A 20,152-nucleotide genomic window follows, 5' to 3' on the forward strand; every position below is an offset into this window, starting at 1 on the left:
CATCCATGAACTTACTAACGGTAGAGAACATATCTAAATCTTATGGTGAACTGGTCTTGTTTTCCGGTATTTCCTTCGGAATAAACAAGGACCAAAAAATTGCCTTGATTGCCAAAAATGGTAGTGGAAAAACCTCCATTCTCAATATCATGTCCGGAAAGGACACTTCGGAAACAGGTCAAGTAACCGTTAGAAAAGATACCAAAGTGGCTTTTTTGGAACAGGAACCCAACCTGAACCCCAACTTGACCATTGAAGAGACCATCTTCACTACCGACAACGAAATCCTTAAGGTGATTGCTGCGTACGAAAAGGCCATGGAAAATCCTGAGGATACGGCTCGGTATCAAAAGGCCTTTGAGGCCATGGAACGACACAATGCATGGGATTTTGAGACCCAGTACAAGCAAATCCTGTTCAAACTACAGCTCACAAAACTGGATGCCAAGGTAAGTACCCTTTCGGGAGGGCAGAAAAAGCGACTGGCCCTGGCCAATGTTTTGCTGAACAAACCCCATTTGCTCATTATGGATGAGCCCACCAACCATTTGGACTTGGAAATGATTGAATGGCTAGAAGCGTATTTCTCCAAGGAAAACATCACCCTTTTTATGGTAACGCACGACCGTTATTTCTTAGATCGGGTCTGTAATGAAATCATAGAGCTGGATAACAATCAATTGTACACCTACAAAGGGAACTACAGCTATTATTTGCAGGAAAAGGATGCTCGAATGGAGCGCGAAGCCGTGGAGCAACACAAATCCAAACAGTTGTATAAAAAAGAACTGGAGTGGATGCGCAGACAACCCAAGGCGCGAACCACCAAATCCAAATCCCGAATTGATGATTTCACCGAAATAAAGAAACGGGCACACCAACGCAGAAAAGACCATGAAGTGGAGTTGGAACTTAACATGGAACGACTGGGAAGTAAGATTTTAGAACTCCATAATGTCTCCAAATCTTATGACGACAAGGTCATTCTCAACAAGTTCGACTATAATTTCAATAAAGGTGAACGTGTGGGCATCATCGGGAAAAATGGCACTGGAAAATCTACTTTTTTGAATATCCTTACCCAACGGGAAGCCGTTGATGGCGGAAAAGTTGTAGTAGGCGATACGCTAAAATTTGGGTACTATACCCAAAAGGGTATTCCAACAAAGGAGGGCCAAAAAGTCATCGATGTCATTCGTGAATTTGGCGATTACATTCCCTTGAAAAAAGGAAAACAAATTTCGGCCCAGCAGTTGTTGGAGCGGTTTCTTTTCGACCGAAAAAAGCAATACGACTTTGTAGAAAAACTCAGTGGCGGGGAACGAAAACGGCTCTACCTCTGTACTGTGCTCATTCAAAATCCCAACTTTTTGATTCTGGATGAACCCACCAATGATTTGGACATTGTCACCCTAAATGTATTGGAAAGCTTTTTATTGGATTTTCCGGGATGTCTGATTGTGGTTTCGCACGACCGTTATTTTATGGACAAGATAGTAGACCACTTGTTTGTCTTCAAAGGTGATGGCGTTATCGAAGATTTCCCTGGCAACTATACCGATTATCGCGTTTATGAAAGCAGTAAAGTGATTGAGGAACGTGAAAGTAAATCCACAACTTCCGAAAAAACCGAAAATAACTGGCGAGACACAAGCGGCGGGAAACTATCCTATTTGGAGCAAAAAGAATACAAACAGTTGGAAAAGGACATCCAAAAACTGGAAGAAAAGAAAGCGGAGCTCCAAAACAAATTTATGGACCCAGAATTGGATGGCGATGCCATCTCCCAACTGTCTATTGAGTTGAAGGAAGTGGAGGACACCATTGAAGAAAAAACGGAACGCTGGTTTGAACTTTCGGCCATTTTAGAGGGATAAATATGTGGTTTAAATTCCTTTCTCACCTCCAATTCCTGTTGAAATCCACCAACGAACATGGGGTACACTCCCCTTTCGTGTTTAATTTTGTTACCCAGTGTTTGTATTCCAAACAAAAGCTTCACAGCAATAAAAGCATCAATGTATTGCTGAAAAGCATCGGTCACTTCAAGTTTAGATATGTAGAAATCGATAACATTCCAGAAGTTGCGAATCTTGTCAAGACTGCTTATCCAGCTGCTTCTTTTGACAATCCAATGGTTGATCTCTTTTATACGGACTCGATGGATATTTCTAAATTCATTGCATTGCTTTCCGAAGGAAAACTCCACAACGACAGCATGATTTTGGTAGAAGGCATCCATCGAAATAAACAGCAGCAGAAAAATTGGGAAAATCTGATTACTTCGCCCAATATCACGGTAAGTATTGATATGTTCCACTGCGGAGCCATTTTCATTCGAGAGGAACAGGTAAAGGAACATTTCATCATTCGAATTTAAAAAAGTAATTTTAAGCATGGAAAGTGCTGCAACCGATAACACCATTTGGTATGTCCTCGTAGTTTTAGGACTGATTTATTTGATTGTTTTATACCGAAACAAAAGAGCAACCCGTCGTAGAAAGTCCCGTAGGTTTATGGAAGGTAAACGCATGCATGACCGGGACAATTAACAGTGGGCAGTAAACAATAAACAATAGGTAATTGTTAATTGATAATTGCTAATTGATTGCTGAAAAATGAAAATTTACACCAAAACTGGAGATAAAGGCACTACATCATTGTTTACGGGGACTCGCGTACCGAAACATCACATACGTATTGAGAGCTATGGCACTGTGGATGAACTGAATTCCTTCTTGGGATTGCTCCGAGATCAGGAGATGGATGTCCATTCCAAAGAAATGCTGATGCTGATTCAGGAGAGATTGTTCACAGTAGGTTCTATTTTGGCCACAGAGCCGAAAAAAGATAATCGACTTAAAATTCCACGGATTAATGAAGAAGACATCGAACTTTTGGAACAGGAAATGGACCAAATGAACGAAAGTCTTCCAGAAATGACACATTTTATCCTCCCAGGCGGCCATACAACCGTGTCATACTGTCATATTGCCAGAACCGTTTGCCGCCGAGCCGAGCGCATGATTTCATATTTGCATGAAAATGAGCCCGTTCCTGCCCCCGTACTTTCCTATATGAACCGACTTTCCGATTATTTATTTGTACTGGCACGAAAGTTGTCAAACGACTTAAAGGCCCAAGAAGTCAAGTGGATTCCGAAGGCGTTGGACTAAAAAAATCGTTTTTTTAACCCAATAGTTTTGTCAACTCCAAAATAATTTTTAATTAATACTGTTTTTACTTGACTAATTGAGTTTAAAAATTATTTTTGCAAAAAATTTAAAATCAAACCGTTACTATGTACTGGACACTAGAATTAGCCTCATATTTAAGTGATGCGCCTTGGCCAGCCACCAAAGACGAACTGATAGATTACGCAATCCGTACCGGAGCTCCATTGGAAGTTGTGGAAAACTTACAATCCATGGAAGAAGAGGGCGGGGAGATATATGAGTCCATTGAGGAAATATGGCCCGACTATCCTACCGAAGAAGACTATCTTTGGAATGAGGATGAATATTAATTTCGGAAAACACAAAGCACGTTAAAAAGTCTCACTAGAGGCTTTTTTTTATGTAATTTTGACAGCCCAGCAAAAGAATTCCACCATATTCTCATCAATGGAACAGCTTTTGCCATTCTAACGAAAAGACATTTCATGAGTTTGATTAATTCCGTACTGAAGGTTTTTGTAGGAGATAAATCAGAAAAAGACGTTAAGTCCCTACAACCTTTGGTAAAAGAGATAAAATCCTTTGAGCAGGAGCTTGAGGGGTTGAGCCACGATGAACTGAGAGAGAAAACCGCTTCCTTTAAAGCACTGATAGCCGAGAATTGCAAAGAAATCAATGATAAGATTGCAGTGCTGGAAGCAGAAGTTGAAAATTCCAACGACATTGACCGTAATGAGGAAATCTATGCTGAAATAGACAAACTCAACGAAGAGGCCTACGAAATTTCCGAAAAGACCCTCAACGATATTCTTCCTGAAGCATTTGCTGTTGTCAAAGAAACGGCAAAACGCTTCGCCGCCAATGAAACCCTGACCGTTACCGCTTCAGAATTTGACCGTACCATTTCCGGAACAAAGGACTATGTAACTTTAAAGGATGACCAAGCCGTTTGGAACAATTCCTGGGATGCCGCCGGTAAGGAAGTTACTTGGGACATGGTACATTATGATGTACAGTTGATTGGTGGTATTGCACTGCACCAAGGGAAAATCGCCGAGATGCAGACTGGTGAGGGTAAAACCCTGGTGGCCACTCTCCCACTCTATTTGAACGCATTGGCAGGAAAAGGGGCACACTTGGTAACCGTGAACGACTATTTGGCCAAAAGGGACAGTGCTTGGATGGCTCCTATATTTGAGTTCCATGGACTTTCCGTGGATTGTATCGACAAGCACCAGCCTAATTCAGACGGAAGGCGAGCAGCGTATAATGCCGACATCACCTATGGTACCAACAACGAGTTTGGTTTTGATTATTTGCGTGACAACATGGCGCATACGCCGGGCGACTTGGTTCAACGTCCACACCACTATGCCATTGTGGATGAGGTGGATTCCGTATTGATTGATGACGCTCGTACTCCTTTAATTATATCTGGTCCCGTTCCTGAAGGTGACCGACATGAATTCAACGAGTTGAAACCAAAGGTTTCTGATATCGTTCAAAAACAACGACAACATTTAACCGGAGTTTTGGCCGAGGCTAAAAAACTCATCGCTGCCGGGGACACCAAAGAAGGTGGATTTTTATTGCTTCGCGTACATCGCGGATTGCCCAAGAACAAGGCGCTTATCAAATTCTTGAGTGAAGAGGGTGTGAAGCAGTTGTTGCAGAAGACCGAAAACTTCTACATGCAGGACAACAACCGGGAAATGCCAAAGGTTGATGAAGACTTATTGTTCGTTATTGATGAGAAAAACAATCAAATAGAACTTACGGATAAAGGAGTTGATTACATTTCCGGGGATCAAGACAAAGATTTCTTTGTGATGCCTGACATCGGAAGTGAAATTGCCAAAATTGAAAATCAAGACCTTGAGATTGAAAAAGAGGCCGAACTCAAAGAGGACCTCTTTAAGGATTTTGCCATTAAGAGTGAGCGTATCCACACCATGACCCAGTTGTTGAAAGCCTATACCCTCTTTGAAAAAGATGTGGAGTATGTGGTGATGGACAACAAGGTGATGATCGTGGATGAGCAGACCGGTCGTATCATGGATGGTAGACGCTACTCCGATGGATTGCACCAGGCCATTGAAGCCAAGGAAAATGTGAAAATTGAGGCGATGACCCAAACCTTCGCCACCATCACCCTGCAGAACTACTTTAGAATGTACAACAAACTTGCTGGGATGACGGGTACAGCTGTTACCGAAGCTGGTGAGTTCTGGGAAATCTACAAGTTGGATGTGATGGAAATTCCGACCAACAGACCCATCGCAAGAGATGACAGGCACGATTTGATCTATAAGACCAAGCGTGAAAAATATAATGCCATCATTGAAGAGGTAACGCAGCTTTCCAATGCTGGAAGACCTGTTTTGATTGGTACCACATCGGTAGAAATTTCGGAATTACTCTCAAAATTACTGAGTGTTAGAAAGATACCGCACAATGTATTGAACGCCAAGTTGCACAAAAAAGAAGCTGACATTGTTGCCGAAGCCGGTAAATCCGGTATTGTAACCATCGCCACAAACATGGCCGGTCGGGGTACGGATATTAAATTGAGTCCAGAGGTGAAAAAAGCCGGTGGTTTGGCCATTGTAGGTACAGAACGCCATGATTCGCGTCGTGTGGATAGACAGTTACGAGGTCGTTCAGGACGTCAGGGTGACCCGGGAAGTTCGCAATTCTATGTTTCTTTGGAAGACAACTTGATGCGTTTGTTCGGTTCGGACCGTGTGGCCAAAATGATGGACCGTATGGGATTGGAAGAAGGAGAAGTCATTCAACATTCCATGATGACCAAATCCATTGAACGCGCACAGAAAAAAGTAGAGGAGAACAACTTTGGTATCCGTAAGCGCTTGCTGGAATACGATGATGTAATGAACGCCCAACGTGAGGTCATCTACAAGCGAAGAAAGCACGCTCTGCAAGGGGAACGCCTTAAGGTGGACATCGCCAATATGGTCTATGACACCTGTGAAATAGTTGCCGAGACCAATAAAATGGCTGACGACTTCAAGAATTTTGAATTCGAACTCATCAAATATTTCTCCATCACCTCGCCTATCACGGAAGAGGAGTTCAAAAAGATGGGCTTCCAAGAGATTGCCAATACCATTTATAAGGCTTCCTACGATTTCTACAAGCAAAAAATGGAGCGCAGTGCCACAGTGGCTTTTCAGGTCATCAAAAAGGTATACGAAGATCAGACCAATAAGTTTGAACGTATCGTGGTGCCTTTCACCGATGGCATTAAAACCCTAAACGTGGTTACCAATCTGGAAAAAGCATACAACTCGGAAGGAAAACAGTTGATCACAGATTTCGAGAAAAATATCACTTTGGCCATTATTGACGACGCATGGAAAACCCATTTGCGTAAAATGGATGAATTGAAACAATCCGTGCAGTTGGCTGTCCACGAACAAAAAGACCCACTGTTGATTTATAAGTTTGAGGCTTTTGAGCTTTTCAAAGAGATGATTGACAAGGTGAACAAAGAAGTAATTTCGTTCCTTTTCAAAGGAGAATTGCCTACAGAGAACACCAATCAAATCCAAGAGGCCCGAAGCGTACGCAGACCCAAGGAAAATTTAAAAACTTCCAAGGAAGAAATTCCAAATAGCGACGAATTGGCCGCTCAGAACAGGGCCGCAGGGCAAACTCAATCGCAACGACCACAGATTACAGAGACCATTGTTCGTGAAAAACCGAAAATTGGTAGAAACGATAGGGTCACCATTAAAAATGTGATGTCTGGGGAGAGCAAAACCTGTAAGTTCAAGCAAGCTGAACCCCTTATAGACAAAGGCGAGTGGGTACTTGTGGAGGACTAACCCCCCTAAATTGATAAAAATCATGCGGCAGCTAATATTAGCTGCCGCTTTTGATTATATCAAAAAACATATTTAGATTTACAACCGAAACACCCCGTAACAAGCTACTTTTACTACTCCATTCAACCTTATTGTAGTAGAGCAGACAACCAAGCGCAGTATATGAAGGCTCCTGTCAAGGATAAACAACTTTTGCAAGACAAAACCGATTTGATACTTAAGGTTAACTATAGCTCTTCTTTATTTGCGTTCATTTTGGGCCTAATTTGCCTATTCTTTTTGGATATAAATGGCATAATTCCCTATGCCTGCTTTGGTTATGCAATTCTTAACCTGGTAAATACCTTACTTTACAAACAGCATAAAAACCTAATACTCACCTACAACATCACTTCCATAATTTCCATGGTTGGGGCTACCGTTGTAACCATTTACAGTGGTGGCATTCAGAGCCCTTTCATTTTTGTTTTGGCCATTGTTGTGTTTGCCGGGTACGTGACCACCAAGGTTTTTGGCCAATTGTACCTCATTGTCAATCTAGCGGTATTGGTCATCCTTTTTTTATATGATATCGGGGACTTCCAGATATCCGAAAATACCGTTCCTCTAGAATCCAGAAGTTGGTTTGCCTTTCTGAGTGCTGTGTTCGCCGTCTATTTGTTGGGAGGAGTCTTTGGGAAAAACCTACTACGAGCCCACCATAAACTCTACAAGTCCAGAAACGAAATTCAGGAACGAATTGAGGAAAAAGAAATCTTATTGAAGGAAGTACATCACCGAGTTAAAAATAACCTTCAGACCGTTTCAAGTCTTTTGAGCCTGCAATCCAGGGCCATTGCTGATGAAAAAATCAGCAATATCATCAAAAGCAGCCAGAATCGAGTAGTATCAATGGCCATGGTTCACGAAATGCTCTACAAACGGGATGACTATCTTTCCAAAATAGAACTGAAACCCTATGTAAAAGAGCTGTGCGACTATTTGGTCCGCTCTGTGAAGGGAAATACCAATAATGTGAAGGTAGATTTAGATATCGACGATAACAAGCTCAGTATCGACACAGTTATCCCACTTGGATTGATTATCAATGAAACCATCACAAATGCCCTTAAATATGGTATAACAGAAGGGCATGGTGGCGAAATACACGTTTCATTGCACAAACTGGACAACAATCGCTACGAAATGTATCTGGGAGATAATGGCATTGGCTATTCGGAGGATATCAACCCAAGAACCTCCAATTCGCTTGGTTTAAAATTGATTTACAACTTGGCACGCCAACTTCGCGGTACCATTTCAAGGGATTATGAAAAAAAGGGTACCTATTACCGCATTGAATTCGAAGAAGTAATTGAAGAATTCAACTCGGTAGACTGATTTCTTGTTATTGGCAGTTATCTACAAATTCCTGTTACCCAATCAATGAAATAAGAATTACCTGAATTTTTTGCTGCGCAAGGAAAAAACTATGGATGCGATTACAAACGCCAAGCTTAAAAAAAGTGTAAATGGTATTAAAAGCCCCAATATCATGATTATGCCAATTTTGCCTTGTTTCTTTTTGTAGCGAAAGAAAGTTCCTTTTTAACCCTAGAGTTTTTGAATTTGTACAATCTGGTCATCTTTCTGTCCTTCTTAATTTCCTTCTGGATTGCAATGTTCAACTCTACATCGGCAGTTTTGGTTTCTACCTTTACTTCTTTGGAAATATCTTGGGCCATGGCCATTGTTCCGAAAAATGTTACTGCGATGATGGTTAAAATTGTTTTCATGATTTGGGTTTTATTTACTTTGTAAAGCTACCCTCACATGTCCCCTGGGGTCGATTTGTGTCGCCCAACCCCCCTTTTTTTTCGTTGTAAAAACTTTTCTTGGCTGAAGTGCATTTTATCGACGACGAACGTTTTTGGGTTCAAAAACAGCATGGCGACGACATGTGCATTTCATCGATCATTACAATGACCGTTCATCTGTAACTTACTGATAGCAAACCAACTATTTGTAGGAAAAAGAATACGTTTTGTAAGAATATAGTGTATTAACTATTGAAATATTCCCCTTCAAACTCCAATGCAGAATGACATGGAATCGGGCTGCATTCCATCACGATTAACAAATTTTAACAGCATTTCAAGTAATTGTTCCTAACTTCTTCCCACTAAACAAAAAACACTAAAATGAAAACCGTGGGAATTCCATTTGTACTCCTGTTACTTTTAACTTCATTTGGATGTCAGTCCAAAAACAAATCAGAAAAACCAGAGTTGGTCCAAAAAGAGGAACTTGAAGTTTCCAAAAAAGAATCGTTTACCGAAAGTGAACTTCAGAAATACGAAACCGCTTATTTTGCCAGCGGATGTTTTTGGTGTGTGGAGGCTATTTTTGAAAGCGTCAAAGGCGTGAAAGAAGTGTATTCTGGATATTCCGGGGGTACAGAAAACAACCCCACTTACGAACAAGTATCCTATGGACAGACGCATCATGCAGAAGCCGTGGAAGTGTATTACGACCCAAAGGTCATTTCTTTCACACAATTGGTGCAGGTATTCTTCGGTTCTCATGATCCCACTACGCTAAACGGTCAAGGACCCGACCGCGGGGCCCAATACCGCTCCATCGCATTTTATAGAAATGACGCCGAGAAAAAGATAATCACTGATTATATGGCCAAGCTGCAGGCTGAAAACGTTTATGACAGACCTATTGTTACGGAGGTGAAGAAGTTTGACAAATTCTATATGGCTGAGGATTACCATCAGGATTATGAAAGAAATCATCCGAACAATTCATACATCAGGAATGTATCCATCCCCAGATTGAACCGGTTTAAGGCCAATTTTCAATCCTATTTAAAAGAAGGAGCACACTAAAACGGAAAAGTAACTTAGGAAACGTAGCAGTAATTGCTGTAGAACAACCAAGAATTTGGTCTGGGAAAGGCAATGGGTGTTTGGAACCCTTTGTGAGATGCAGGCACTATTGTTTTAGCACCACCTCGCTATACTTGGAGTTGATATTGATGGCTTTACCCTCTTTGCTGGCCATATTATACCCTTTGTGAACGGTAGTATTGAAGTTTTTGGACGTACTTATGGATATGCTTTTGGGATAGGTAAATTCCGATGAGGTTTCGTTCACATAAATTTTGAAGGGAACCTGAGGCACCTTGCAGTCCACTTCCCCATTTTCCACCGTAATGTCAATATTGGAAAAATCGTCGGAGACAGAATCAATGTTCAACGCCCCCATGCTACTTGTTACCAAAACAGTATTGGCGAGCCTCCCGATAATCACGTTGGAAGAAACCGAATTCAATTTCAAGTCTTTAACTTCTTTCAAGTTAACCCTGTCTGAATAATCCGTTTTTAATTGCCCGTAATTCCATTTCTGCACCACAACGGGCGAATACGAAGCCCGAATATTGGTTTTGTCCCCATCAATGGTAGAAGCATGCAAGCTTGCGTAAGACAAGCTTGCATTGATGTTCTTTGTGTTTGAGGCCAATTTTACTTCTCCATGTCTAACATCCATTTTTAGTTTGACGCTTTTGGGCATTTTGATTTTGATGCGCTTTTTCACTTTGTATTCCTTGTGCTCACCATCATCAGAAGATAAATAAAAAACATTGGGACCTCCATTGTTCACGCTAATAACATGGCGCTTCACTTCAGATTGCTGTTTCCTAACCTCTTCAAGTTGCTTACGCCTTTCCTCTTGGGCTTCTTGGCGTAACTGCTTTTGCTCTTCCGCCATGACCTTACGCTCTTCAATCAATTGCTTGCGGTCTTCCTCCATTTGCTTTCTGTCCTCAGCATGCTCTTTGGCCATTTCCGCCATACGCTCACTCCACTCCTTAAATCGCTCTTTATACTCCTTGTCAAAATTTTTATCGAAGTCCTTTTTCCATTCCTTCAGGTATTTGTCCCCATCCTTTTTATAGGCTTCATAATCAAAATCCATATGAGGCATTGGTGGCATGGGCGGCATTGGAGGAATATCTGGCATCACAAACTCGAAGCTTGGAATCTCTGGAATTTCCGGAATATCAGGGATGACAATATTAAAATCGGGCATATCAAAATCATAAACAAATGAGCCGTTTCCACCCCAAAAGGTACCTCCCTCAGTTCGGACTTCAATTTCCTTACTGTTTCCTTTGATTTTGATCTGGTCTTTTTCAAAATACGATTTTGCCTCTTCGTCCGTGGCACCTTCCAGTTCTACCACAGCCGTAATTTCCACTTGGTCCTTGTCCCATGTTTCAAATTCAATGTCCGCATAACTTGTGTTGATGTTAATGACGGCATCCTTGTCCACATTGAACGTTTCTTTGTAGGTCTTTGATTTTTCTTGGGCTTGACAGACGATACCCGTCAGCACCAGAAAAAGCCCACTACATAATATTTGATGATTCCTGTTCATTTTTTGATGAATTTAATTGGTTCAACTTTGATTTCAATTTTTGTAGCAATTGCAGACGTAACTGTAAATTTTTCACCAGCGCTCCTATGGTTTGGTCATTGGGACCCATTGCATTCAGTTCCTTATTCAATCGATGGTATTCAGCGTCCAGTTCGGCCAAGCGGTCCATATAACTGTCCATGATTTCCTTATTATTGGCATCGACCTCCAAATCGGATAGTTGAATGTTGATATTGGTGAGATAGTAATTTTCCACCTTCTTTAGATCTGGGGAAAGGTCTCCCAAAGAAATGGTTTGGTACTCCCCTTTCTCCTCTTCAGATTCAACCACTTGATTATCTATCGGATTGATTTTTTCCTCTTGTGTGGAAAAATAATAGAATGTCAAACCCAGAGCCACCACAACCGACGCTGCTATCTGCCACCAAACAAAATATCCTTTCTTTTCCTTCGGAAGTTCTTCCGTTGGCATTTTTTCATCCAATTTTGAAAGAAACCGGGCTTCATGCCCCCTTTTCATAGAATAGGTCTTTTCTTCCCTTTCCGCTTCAAACAATTTTCTAAGATCCCGTGCCATACGCGCTATCTTTTAATGATTCCTTTAATTGTATCTTGCCCCTCAACAATCTGGTCCGCGAAGCGGCCTCCGTAATGTTCATAATTTGGGCAATCTCACTGTGATCATATCCCTCCACCAAAAACAGTTGAACCACATATCGATATTTATCCGGTAATTCCTCAATGGACTTTTTCACCTCCTCCAAAGTGATACCTTCTTCCACATGCCAGTCTTGCTCATCCGTAATATGGAGGTAGCTTTCATTCAGCTCCACCGTTCGCTGGTTCTTCGATTTTAAAAAATCGATGCATCCATTTACCACAATCCGTTTCAACCAAGCTCCAAACGTAACTTCACCCTTAAATTGCTCAATCCGTTGGAACGCTTTTATAAAAGATTCCTGAACCACATCCTCCGCATCATCGTAATTTTTCACAAAACGCATGGCCACACCAAGCATACCGTCACAATATTGACGATACAGTTTTAGCTGCGCCTCTCGGTCGTTGAGCTTACATTTTTCTACCAGTTCAATTTGAAACACGGTCAGTTTGCTGTTTGGTTCTTAGTGGTTCTCCGTAAAGACGATGAAAAAAATGGAACGTTTCAGAATTTTCATTTTTAAATCGATTTTTAACAAAAAAATCCCGCTGACTTATCAACGGGATTTCTTTTTTAGTTATTTCTGATGCTTTTATTCATCCATCAAAAGATTCAAATGCACGGTGATATTATCCCGCGTAGCTTTGCTATAAGGGCAAATTTCATGCGCAGCATTGATAAGGTCCTCCCCTTTCTGTTGGTCCACTGTGGGCAAGTAAGCATCCAAAGTAGCCTCCAAAAAGAAACCTTCCTCTTCTTTGTTGAACGATATAGTGGCGGTAACGTTAAAGTCACCTAGATCATCAACACCATGTTCCTTGGCCACAGCTTGAAGGGCTCCTGCAAAACAAGTGGAATATGCTGCAGCAAAAAGCTCTTCGGGGTTGGTGGATTTGGGGTCAGGCTTTCCTTTGGAGTTTGGCATACTGATATCAAAATCAAGAACACCATCCTCACTTTCAACATGTCCAGACCTGCCTCCGGTATTGGTGGCTTTACTCTCAAAAATAGTTTTCATCTGTAAATAGTATTTAAAGTTTTGATCACTTCAAATGGAAAATCCACTTTCAATGATTCTTTGCGAGAAGTTACCATTTTGTGGGTGGATGACCTCATCAACTGCTATTAAATTTATGTGAAATACACCAGCTAACACCCAAAAACGCCCGTATTTGCCATGTGATAAACGGGAACCCATGAAAACTTTATACCTTAGTATAGAATTCGATGAGCATTACCTTTGACAACCAAAAAAAGTACACCCTCCAGCACCGTCTCCAAAATTAGGGCATTGCGCAAGCAGGAAATTTCCGTTGAAGCCCTTACCAAAGGCATTTTAAAAGGTGATAATGCCATTTTGGCCAAGGCCATTACCCTATTGGAAAGCGCCAACCCTAATCATTTCGAAAAAGCCAATGCCGTCATTGAAAATTGCCTTTCCCAACCTAACAATAGTGTACGATTAGGAGTTACCGGGGTTCCAGGTGTGGGTAAGAGTTCCTTTATTGAGACACTGGGTACCACATTGACTTCCATGGGGAAAAAAGTGGCGGTTTTGGCAGTGGACCCCACAAGTTCGTTGAGTAAGGGCAGTATTTTGGGTGATAAGACCCGCATGCAAACGCTTTCCAAAGACCCCAATGCATTTATCCGGCCTTCCCCTTCGGGGAATTCCTTGGGTGGTGTGGCCCAAAAGACACGAGAGAGCATTATGCTGTGCGAAGCGGCAGGGTATGATGTCATTTTAGTGGAAACCGTTGGCGTGGGCCAAAGTGAAATTGCCGTGCATAGCATGGTGGACTTTTTTTTATTGCTGAAACTTTCCGGGGCGGGTGATGAACTCCAAGGTATTAAACGGGGTATCATGGAAATGGCCGATGCCATCGCCATCAATAAGGCTGATGGTACCAATCTGGAACGTGCCAAACTGGCCGAAACGGAATTTTCCAGAGCTTTACATCTTTATCCACCCAAAAAAAATGGTTGGGTCCCCAAAGTGATGCGCTGTTCGGCCACTGAGAATACAGGAATTAAGGAGATTTGGGAATTGGTGGAACAATTCGTCGCTCAAAACAAGGAAAACGGCCATTTTGAAAAAAACCGAAAGACCCAGAACAAAAACTGGTTCCTCCAAACCGTGGACGAGCACATCAAACAATTTTTCCACCAACGGGAGTCCTTTAAAATGGAACAGGACAAAATGCTCAACGCCATCGACAACAATGAAATCTCCCCTTTTTACGCCGCCAAACTCCTCTTGGATAAAATCACCAAGGAACTTTAAATAAAAGCAATAAATTTGCACAGATTAAAAATCGAATGAGCACCGTTACTAACTCCCTCCTATCCATAGTGGTTCCCTTGTACAATGAAGAGGACAATGTGGTCCTGTTGACCCAAAAGATTCATGAAAGTCTTGTGGGTTACAACTACCAAATTGTTTATGTGGATGATTTTTCCACTGATAAAACACGCCAAAGAGTCAAAGGAATGGATGATGACAAAGTCCATTTGATTGAGTTGAAGAAAAACTACGGCCAGAGTTTGGCCCTTGCTGCCGGACTTGATTATGCCGAGGGCGAATATATCATCACAATGGATGGCGATTTGCAAAATGATCCTTCGGATATTCCACATATGCTTGAATATGCAGTTAGTGGCGAATATGATGTGGTGACCGGTATTCGTCAGAAAAGAAAGGATTCCTTGGTCAAAAAAATACCGTCCAAAATTGCCAATTTCTTGGTACGAAGGGTGACCAAATTGGATATTAAGGACAACGGTTGCGCCCTTAAAGTGTTCACCAAGGATATTGCCAAGGGCTTGAACCTCTATGGCGAAATGCACCGTTTTATTACACTTTTGGCCTTTTTGGAGGGTGGACAAATAAAGCAGGTGCCTGTAAAACACCATGCTCGACATGCCGGGGTTTCCAAGTATGGTTTGGAGCGCGTGTTCAAGGTGGTAGCTGATATGATGTTGCTACTCTTTATCCGAAAATATTTTCAACGGCCCATTCACCTTTTTGGGATTTTTGGGGTGCTATTGATTATTCTCGGCATTTTCATCAACATCTATTTATTGATTGTAAAGCTTGGATTTGGCGAGGACATTGGAAGTCGACCTTTGCTTATTTTTGGGATGATGTTCATCTTGGGTGGCATTCAACTGTTCACTATTGGTATTGTGATGGAACTGCTCATCCGAACCTACTACGAGTCCCAACAGAAAAGGCCTTATCGCATTAAAAAAATTACTGTAGGTGACGGAAAAGCTGCGTAAAAAGCTCATCACGGCACTGAAGTTTATCATCAGTGCGGCCCTGATCTACTTTATCTTCACCAAAATAGATCTACAGGATGTATTACAGACGTTACGAAAGAGCGACCCGCTTTATCTGGTCTTGGCCCTGCTGTTCTTTGTGCTTTCCAAAGGAATTGCTGCACTTCGCTTGAACCTATATTTTCATCAAATTGGGGCAAAAATCACCCAAAAGAGCAATCTAAAACTGTATTTGCAGGGCATGTTCTACAACCTCTTTCTTCCCGGAGGGATTGGCGGTGATGCGTACAAAGGCTATGTTATCCAGAAAGAATACCAAACCGGGACCAAGAAAGTAGTCTCCGTTTTACTTCTGGACCGTTTGAGCGGGATGCTATTGCTCTTTTTATATGCTTGCTTTTTGGCCTTGATTTCAGATAGCCCATTTTTTAAGGGTTTTCTGGGGTTGACCATTGCTGCAATTCCATTGAGCATTGCTGTTTTCTGGTGGATGAATTGGAAGTTCTTTTCCTATACCCTACCCATTTTTTGGAAATCCATTGGGTATTCGGCCATAGTACAACTGGCGCAATTGGTGTGCGTTTTGTGCATCCTCCAATCGCTTTCCATAAGCCTGGAAGTCATTGAATACCTTTTTGTGTTTTTGATTTCTTCGATTGTATCGGTAATTCCGCTGACCATTGGTGGAATTGGCAGTAGAGAAGTTACTTTCTTGTACGGTGCAAAATGGTTGGGATTGGATGCCAGTACTTCGATAGGCATCAGTTTTACCTTTTTCTTGATTACCGCCTTAATTTCGCTAATAGGAATCGTCTACCATTTTAGAAAACCGATGCTAGAAACCATTTCCTAATCCAGTTGCACCAAGTGTACCTGTTCCAATTTCTTTTGACGGGTATCAGGGTTCAAAAACTTGATTTGTAGTCGGGTGATCCTAAATTGGTCCACCGTGATTTGTTCGTGCCAGTGATACCCATTGTTTACCAGCTGCTCCAATTCTTGGTCCGTGGCGTAAATCCAGATGCCACTTTGATTCTCCAATTCGGAGATAGAAAGAATTCCAATCGGATGCTTATCATAAAAATCCAACGCCCACGTATGTCGCTCAGAAATTTTGAAGATTTTATCCACTGGAATGTCATATTCCTCCACCTTTTCAGCCATGGTAGAACCACCCTGATACTCTAGCAATCTTGGATAGAAGTGACTATTTAATAATCCATTCAACAATAAGGAACTACATACGGATAAGGTTATAATCCTTAGATATAGTGCTTCGCGCTTTAAGCAGAAATAGATAATCCCTCCCAAAACGGGGATCAACACAAAATAGCCGTGGACATATTCAAACTTGAACACATAAAAACACACCAAAACGGTAAAAATGAAGACCAGACTCAGTATAAAATATTGGAAAATCAAAATAACCTTGGCCACGCCCTGTTTTTCCTTTTCTTGAAGTTGATAGAGATAAGACGCTGAAAGAATAGCATACAATGGAATCAGAATATTGATGTAATGGGGCAACTTGAACTGTGCAAAACTTATCAGTCCAAACAAAATAGATATGCCTCCCAGCGTCAAAAATTCCATTTTTGGATTGTACGCAAATTTCTGTTGCCAAAAGATTTTCAATCTTGTCCAATAGGCTATCAATGCCAAAACCGTCCATGGCAAAAAGACCCATAAAAAGGTGTGAAAAAAGAAAAAGAAGTCACTGCTATTTTTTCCTACTCCTTCACCACTCATCCGCTCAAAGCTCTGCTCCCAGAAAATAAAAAAGATACCGCTTCTGTGGTCTTTACCTCGAATCACTTTTTCGGGATGCAAATCAAACTGCAGATAATAGGCATACAACATGGGCGCAATGGTGACGGCAAACACCAAAAGGGCCACAAGCACCTTCCAACTGAGCAGCCGTTTCCATTTTCGGGTGTAGGCCAAATGGCAAAGCAATGAAACCCCAATGACCACCAAGGCAATCTGCCCTTTGGTGGAAAAGGCCATGCCTGCTCCAAAGGCTCCCAAAACAATATGTTTCAGTGCATTTTTTTCTACATAAGCGGCCAATTGCCAAATGGCGAAAATGGTAAACCCTGTTAGAACAGCATCGGTACGAACGTCTATATTGGCCAATACAATGGTCTGCGCTGTCATGAAAATCAACGAAGCAAAACGACCAACATCCTTGTTGTACAATAATTTCCCTAGTCCATAACAGCTAAAGGCTCCAAGCAGGGTGGCTAAAATCCCGGGAATCCGGTAGGCCCAATCGTGAATGCCAAAAATCTTGTAGGAGAGCGCGGCCAGCCAATAATGCATGTGCGGTTTGTCCAAATATTCCTCTGTTCCCTTGATCAAGGTGAACCAATCATTCTCCTGGACCATTCGCATGGCCATCACCGCAAATTGGGCTGAATCATTTTCAAAAAGGGTCACGAACATTCCAGCGATGTACACCAGAACAATAAGGGAGAGTAAAAACCAGTATCTGGCCGTTGAAATCATGTACCCAATTTTTGGAATGCAAATATAGCCAACTTGGCAAATAACCATCCGAACAAAGTACCCACCGAGGCACCCGTAAGAACATCCAAAGGATAATGAACCCCAATATAAATGCGACTATAAGCCACCACACAGGCCCACAGCAGCAATGCTATTCCGATAAACTTCACTTTTCCTCGAAACAAAATCGAAAAGAAGACTGCAGGCCCAAAGGAATTGGCAGCATGTGCAGAAAAATACCCGAACTGACCTCCGCAATAGCTTTTCACCAAACGCATGACACTGCTGACCTCCGGGTCGTGACAGGGGCGTAGTCTCTCTATTCCATATTTAAAGAAGTTGGAAAGTTGGTCCGTGCAGGTAATCAATAACGCGACTGAGACCAAAATGATTCCGGTGAGTTTCCAACCGTAAAATTTATAAGAGAGATACAGCAACAGCACATAAAGTGGGAAAGAACTTTTAGTGTTGGTCATGAACATCCAGAAACCGTCCCACAATGGAGTTCCCAGTCCATTTAGGAATAAAAAAAGGTCTTTATCGTACTGAAGGAGCTGTTCAAGCATTAGGCATCATATCTTGAAACTTCCCGATCGTAAAAAGCGGTTGCAGCTTCAATCAAATTTTCTGTTTCATCCATTAAATCCGCCTCATCTTCTTTGGAAAACTCCTCCATCCATTCCACTTCATCATTTTCCAGATTGATGATAAATCGTGGATATTCGGTATGGACGATAAAAATGGCATCTGGATAATCGGTGTTATCGGCCAAAAGAAATTTGGGTAGTTCCATATTTTATGCGTTGGATTCCAATAGTTTGGAATGATGTTTAGTTCTAATCAGCTTTTTGGTCAAATAGTTGAACCGAAGATACAACATTACGGCTGATGCTGTCAATCCCAACAACAAACCTATCCAAATTCCGGTGCTGGTCAGCTCGGTGTGCAATCCGAGGAAATAACAAACCGGAAAACCAATCAACCAATAGGCAATAAACGTGATAAAGGTAGGAATCCGCACATCTTGCAATCCACGAAGTGCTCCCAAAACCACCACCTGCAATCCATCGGAAATCTGAAAAAATGCAGCCACCAACAATAATTTGGCGGCAATGATGATCACCTCGGTATTGTCCGCCTGGTTGGCAATGTCATCCACATCCAAATAAATGGTGGGGAACCAATGTCTGCCCAAAAGGAACAGGATGGCAAAGACCACTTCCAAAATAAAGGTGAGGAAAAAGATGGACTCTGCTATTCGTCGGAGTTCCCTGAAATTTTGCAATCCTTTTTGATTACCCACTCGTACCATGGCAGCTACGCTGAGTCCCATTCCCACCATAAATGTCATGCTGCTCAGATTCAACGCAATCTGATTCGCAGCCTGGGCATTTTTGCCTAACACCCCACTCAACCAAATGGCCGCGGTGAAGATGGCCACTTCAAAAAACATCTGCATGGCGGAGGGGAATCCCAAATTGATGATTTTCTTCATCACTTTCTTTTCAATTTCCCTAAAATTGAAGTTGGTCACGTAGCTTTCAAACTTCTTCTTGCGCTTCAATAAAAACCAAATGAACAAGACCATGATCACCCTAGAGGCCAGTGTCCCAATGGCAGCTCCCACGATGCCCAATTTTGGAAATCCGAAGGAACCAAAAATGAGCAGGTAATTCAGGGTGATGTTCACCACATTCGCCAATATGGTGGCATACATGGGGTATTTGGTCTGGGATAAGCCTTCGGAAAATTGTTTGAAGGCTTGGAACATCACCAAGGGCACCAAAGAAAAAGCGACCAATTCCAAATATGGAATGGCCAATTCCACAACTTCGGGCGGTTGCTCCATGTGATGCAACAAGGGTTTACACAACAAGATGATGCCAAAAAGGGAAAGTCCCAACAGGGTACAGAGCACCAAACCGTGCTTTAAAGCTCTTTTTCCATCAGCAGGGTTGCCGGCACCATCCGCCTCGGCCACCAAAGGGGTTATTGCAGTGGAAAAACCGATTCCCAAGGACATAGCAATAAATACAAAACTGTTGCCCAAAGAGACCGCTGCCAATTCGGCAGTGCCCAACTGGCCAACCATTATATTGTCCGCAAAGGCGACAAACGTATGGCCCAGCATCCCCAAAATTACGGGATAAGCAAGCTTAAGATTATATGAAAATTCTCTGGTATATTGTTGGAACACAATGGCAATTTAAAGAGCACAAAGATAGTTGGATTCTAAATTTTGGAATACCCAA

Annotated in this window: 20 protein-coding genes; 11 read left to right on the top strand and 9 right to left on the bottom strand. The window is 42.0% G+C overall.

The genetic code is table 11. The features are described 5' to 3' along the window. Positions 1 to 5: 5 nt before the first annotated feature. From ACFSJE_RS15005 to ACFSJE_RS15035, 7 genes are all read left to right on the top strand, one after another. Entirely contained in the window at positions 6 to 1,877 is a 1,872-nt protein-coding gene (locus tag ACFSJE_RS15005; RefSeq protein ID WP_379831677.1) for an ABC-F family ATP-binding cassette domain-containing protein, read from the top strand. 38 nt (positions 1,878 to 1,915) lie between these two features. Beyond that, complete coding sequence (locus ACFSJE_RS15010) at positions 1,916 to 2,380, top strand: hypothetical protein (protein ID WP_379831678.1); 465 nt, start codon at positions 1,916 to 1,918, stop codon at positions 2,378 to 2,380. Between the two features lie 16 nt (positions 2,381 to 2,396). After that, positions 2,397 to 2,552, top strand: coding sequence for a hypothetical protein (locus ACFSJE_RS15015; RefSeq protein WP_379831679.1), 156 nt, complete (start codon positions 2,397 to 2,399; stop codon positions 2,550 to 2,552). Between the two features lie 66 nt (positions 2,553 to 2,618). Beyond that, a complete protein-coding gene (locus ACFSJE_RS15020; protein WP_379831680.1) occupies positions 2,619 to 3,176 on the top strand; it encodes a cob(I)yrinic acid a,c-diamide adenosyltransferase in 558 nt (185 codons plus the stop codon). 125 nt (positions 3,177 to 3,301) lie between these two features. Beyond that, entirely contained in the window at positions 3,302 to 3,526 is a 225-nt protein-coding gene (locus tag ACFSJE_RS15025; RefSeq protein WP_013551418.1) for a DUF2795 domain-containing protein, read from the top strand. 135 nt (positions 3,527 to 3,661) lie between these two features. Next, the gene (secA, locus tag ACFSJE_RS15030) at positions 3,662 to 7,024 is read left to right on the top strand and encodes a preprotein translocase subunit SecA (RefSeq protein WP_379831681.1); all 3,363 of its coding nucleotides are present in this window, start codon (positions 3,662 to 3,664) and stop codon (positions 7,022 to 7,024) included. A 162-nt stretch (positions 7,025 to 7,186) separates the two neighbouring features. Next, entirely contained in the window at positions 7,187 to 8,404 is a 1,218-nt protein-coding gene (locus tag ACFSJE_RS15035) for a sensor histidine kinase (protein ID WP_379831682.1), read from the top strand. Positions 8,405 to 8,562: 158 nt separating this feature from the next. Here ACFSJE_RS15035 and ACFSJE_RS15040 read toward each other — a convergent pair whose 3' ends face one another. Further along, positions 8,563 to 8,799 carry a hypothetical protein gene (locus tag ACFSJE_RS15040; protein ID WP_379831683.1) on the bottom strand — a complete coding sequence of 79 codons (237 nt, stop codon included), beginning with the start codon at positions 8,797 to 8,799 and terminating at the stop codon, positions 8,563 to 8,565. 405 nt (positions 8,800 to 9,204) lie between these two features. Here ACFSJE_RS15040 and msrA point away from each other — a divergent pair, with 405 nt between their 5' ends. Further along, complete coding sequence (msrA, locus tag ACFSJE_RS15045) at positions 9,205 to 9,897, top strand: peptide-methionine (S)-S-oxide reductase MsrA (RefSeq protein ID WP_379831684.1); 693 nt, start codon at positions 9,205 to 9,207, stop codon at positions 9,895 to 9,897. A 106-nt stretch (positions 9,898 to 10,003) separates the two neighbouring features. Here the strand turns inward: msrA and ACFSJE_RS15050 are convergent, their stop codons facing one another. From ACFSJE_RS15050 to ACFSJE_RS15065, 4 genes are all read right to left on the bottom strand, one after another. Further along, positions 10,004 to 11,449 (bottom strand): hypothetical protein, encoded by a 1,446-nt coding sequence (locus ACFSJE_RS15050; RefSeq protein WP_379831685.1) that lies wholly within the window; start codon positions 11,447 to 11,449, stop codon positions 10,004 to 10,006. Then, positions 11,421 to 12,026 carry a hypothetical protein gene (locus tag ACFSJE_RS15055; protein WP_379831686.1) on the bottom strand — a complete coding sequence of 202 codons (606 nt, stop codon included), beginning with the start codon at positions 12,024 to 12,026 and terminating at the stop codon, positions 11,421 to 11,423. Before ACFSJE_RS15055 ends, ACFSJE_RS15050 begins: the two co-directional genes overlap by 29 nt. Beyond that, positions 12,010 to 12,552, bottom strand: a complete 543-nt coding sequence (locus tag ACFSJE_RS15060; protein WP_379831687.1) for an RNA polymerase sigma factor — start codon at positions 12,550 to 12,552, stop codon at positions 12,010 to 12,012. Before ACFSJE_RS15060 ends, ACFSJE_RS15055 begins: the two co-directional genes overlap by 17 nt. A 150-nt stretch (positions 12,553 to 12,702) precedes the next feature. Further along, complete coding sequence (locus ACFSJE_RS15065; protein ID WP_379831688.1) at positions 12,703 to 13,128, bottom strand: organic hydroperoxide resistance protein; 426 nt, start codon at positions 13,126 to 13,128, stop codon at positions 12,703 to 12,705. A 273-nt stretch (positions 13,129 to 13,401) separates the two neighbouring features. On the opposite strand from ACFSJE_RS15065, the gene meaB reads away from it, so the two are divergent. From meaB to ACFSJE_RS15080, 3 genes are read left to right on the top strand one after another with little or no spacing between them, the layout of a single operon-like run. Further along, positions 13,402 to 14,394 carry a methylmalonyl Co-A mutase-associated GTPase MeaB gene (meaB, locus tag ACFSJE_RS15070; protein WP_379831689.1) on the top strand — a complete coding sequence of 331 codons (993 nt, stop codon included), beginning with the start codon at positions 13,402 to 13,404 and terminating at the stop codon, positions 14,392 to 14,394. A gap of 35 nt (positions 14,395 to 14,429) precedes the next feature. Next, positions 14,430 to 15,392: a glycosyltransferase family 2 protein gene (locus ACFSJE_RS15075; RefSeq protein WP_379831690.1), complete on the top strand. Its 963-nt coding sequence runs from the start codon at positions 14,430 to 14,432 to the stop codon at positions 15,390 to 15,392. Next, positions 15,373 to 16,245, top strand: coding sequence for a lysylphosphatidylglycerol synthase transmembrane domain-containing protein (locus tag ACFSJE_RS15080; protein WP_379831691.1), 873 nt, complete (start codon positions 15,373 to 15,375; stop codon positions 16,243 to 16,245). The genes ACFSJE_RS15075 and ACFSJE_RS15080 overlap by 20 nt, the downstream gene beginning before the upstream one ends. Here ACFSJE_RS15080 and ACFSJE_RS15085 read toward each other — a convergent pair. From ACFSJE_RS15085 to ACFSJE_RS15100, 4 genes are read right to left on the bottom strand one after another with little or no spacing between them, the layout of a single operon-like run. Continuing rightward, positions 16,242 to 17,900 carry an ArnT family glycosyltransferase gene (locus ACFSJE_RS15085; protein ID WP_379831692.1) on the bottom strand — a complete coding sequence of 553 codons (1,659 nt, stop codon included), beginning with the start codon at positions 17,898 to 17,900 and terminating at the stop codon, positions 16,242 to 16,244. The two genes, ACFSJE_RS15080 and ACFSJE_RS15085, sit on opposite strands and share 4 nt — an antisense overlap. Beyond that, positions 17,897 to 18,466, bottom strand: coding sequence for a phosphatase PAP2 family protein (locus ACFSJE_RS15090; protein ID WP_379831693.1), 570 nt, complete (start codon positions 18,464 to 18,466; stop codon positions 17,897 to 17,899). The genes ACFSJE_RS15085 and ACFSJE_RS15090 overlap by 4 nt, the downstream gene beginning before the upstream one ends. Further along, a complete protein-coding gene (locus ACFSJE_RS15095; RefSeq protein ID WP_379831694.1) occupies positions 18,466 to 18,693 on the bottom strand; it encodes a hypothetical protein in 228 nt (75 codons plus the stop codon). The genes ACFSJE_RS15090 and ACFSJE_RS15095 overlap by 1 nt, the downstream gene beginning before the upstream one ends. A gap of 3 nt (positions 18,694 to 18,696) precedes the next feature. Continuing rightward, a complete protein-coding gene (locus tag ACFSJE_RS15100) occupies positions 18,697 to 20,097 on the bottom strand; it encodes an MATE family efflux transporter (RefSeq protein WP_379831695.1) in 1,401 nt (466 codons plus the stop codon). Positions 20,098 to 20,152: the final 55 nt, after the last annotated feature.

The organism is Flagellimonas iocasae (genome assembly GCF_042682725.1).
Taxonomy (GTDB): domain Bacteria; phylum Bacteroidota; class Bacteroidia; order Flavobacteriales; family Flavobacteriaceae; genus Flagellimonas; species Flagellimonas iocasae.

Bases quoted from the DNA above. Each gene is read 5' to 3' on its own strand.
- ACFSJE_RS15050 (WP_379831685.1), bottom strand. From the start codon at position 11,449: ATGAACAGGAATCATCAAATATTATGTAGTGGGCTTTTTCTGGTGCTG.
- secA (WP_379831681.1), top strand. From the start codon at position 3,662: ATGAGTTTGATTAATTCCGTACTGAAGGTTTTTGTAGGAGATAAATCA.
- ACFSJE_RS15015 (WP_379831679.1), top strand. From the start codon at position 2,397: ATGGAAAGTGCTGCAACCGATAACACCATTTGGTATGTCCTCGTAGTT.
- ACFSJE_RS15020 (WP_379831680.1), top strand. From the start codon at position 2,619: ATGAAAATTTACACCAAAACTGGAGATAAAGGCACTACATCATTGTTT.
- ACFSJE_RS15090 (WP_379831693.1), bottom strand. From the start codon at position 18,466: ATGCTTGAACAGCTCCTTCAGTACGATAAAGACCTTTTTTTATTCCTA.
- ACFSJE_RS15005 (WP_379831677.1), top strand. From the start codon at position 6: ATGAACTTACTAACGGTAGAGAACATATCTAAATCTTATGGTGAACTG.
- ACFSJE_RS15035 (WP_379831682.1), top strand. From the start codon at position 7,187: ATGAAGGCTCCTGTCAAGGATAAACAACTTTTGCAAGACAAAACCGAT.
- ACFSJE_RS15095 (WP_379831694.1), bottom strand. From the start codon at position 18,693: ATGGAACTACCCAAATTTCTTTTGGCCGATAACACCGATTATCCAGAT.
- ACFSJE_RS15055 (WP_379831686.1), bottom strand. From the start codon at position 12,026: ATGGCACGGGATCTTAGAAAATTGTTTGAAGCGGAAAGGGAAGAAAAG.
- ACFSJE_RS15025 (WP_013551418.1), top strand. From the start codon at position 3,302: ATGTACTGGACACTAGAATTAGCCTCATATTTAAGTGATGCGCCTTGG.
- msrA (WP_379831684.1), top strand. From the start codon at position 9,205: ATGAAAACCGTGGGAATTCCATTTGTACTCCTGTTACTTTTAACTTCA.
- ACFSJE_RS15040 (WP_379831683.1), bottom strand. From the start codon at position 8,799: ATGAAAACAATTTTAACCATCATCGCAGTAACATTTTTCGGAACAATG.
- ACFSJE_RS15075 (WP_379831690.1), top strand. From the start codon at position 14,430: ATGAGCACCGTTACTAACTCCCTCCTATCCATAGTGGTTCCCTTGTAC.
- ACFSJE_RS15085 (WP_379831692.1), bottom strand. From the start codon at position 17,900: ATGATTTCAACGGCCAGATACTGGTTTTTACTCTCCCTTATTGTTCTG.
- ACFSJE_RS15065 (WP_379831688.1), bottom strand. From the start codon at position 13,128: ATGAAAACTATTTTTGAGAGTAAAGCCACCAATACCGGAGGCAGGTCT.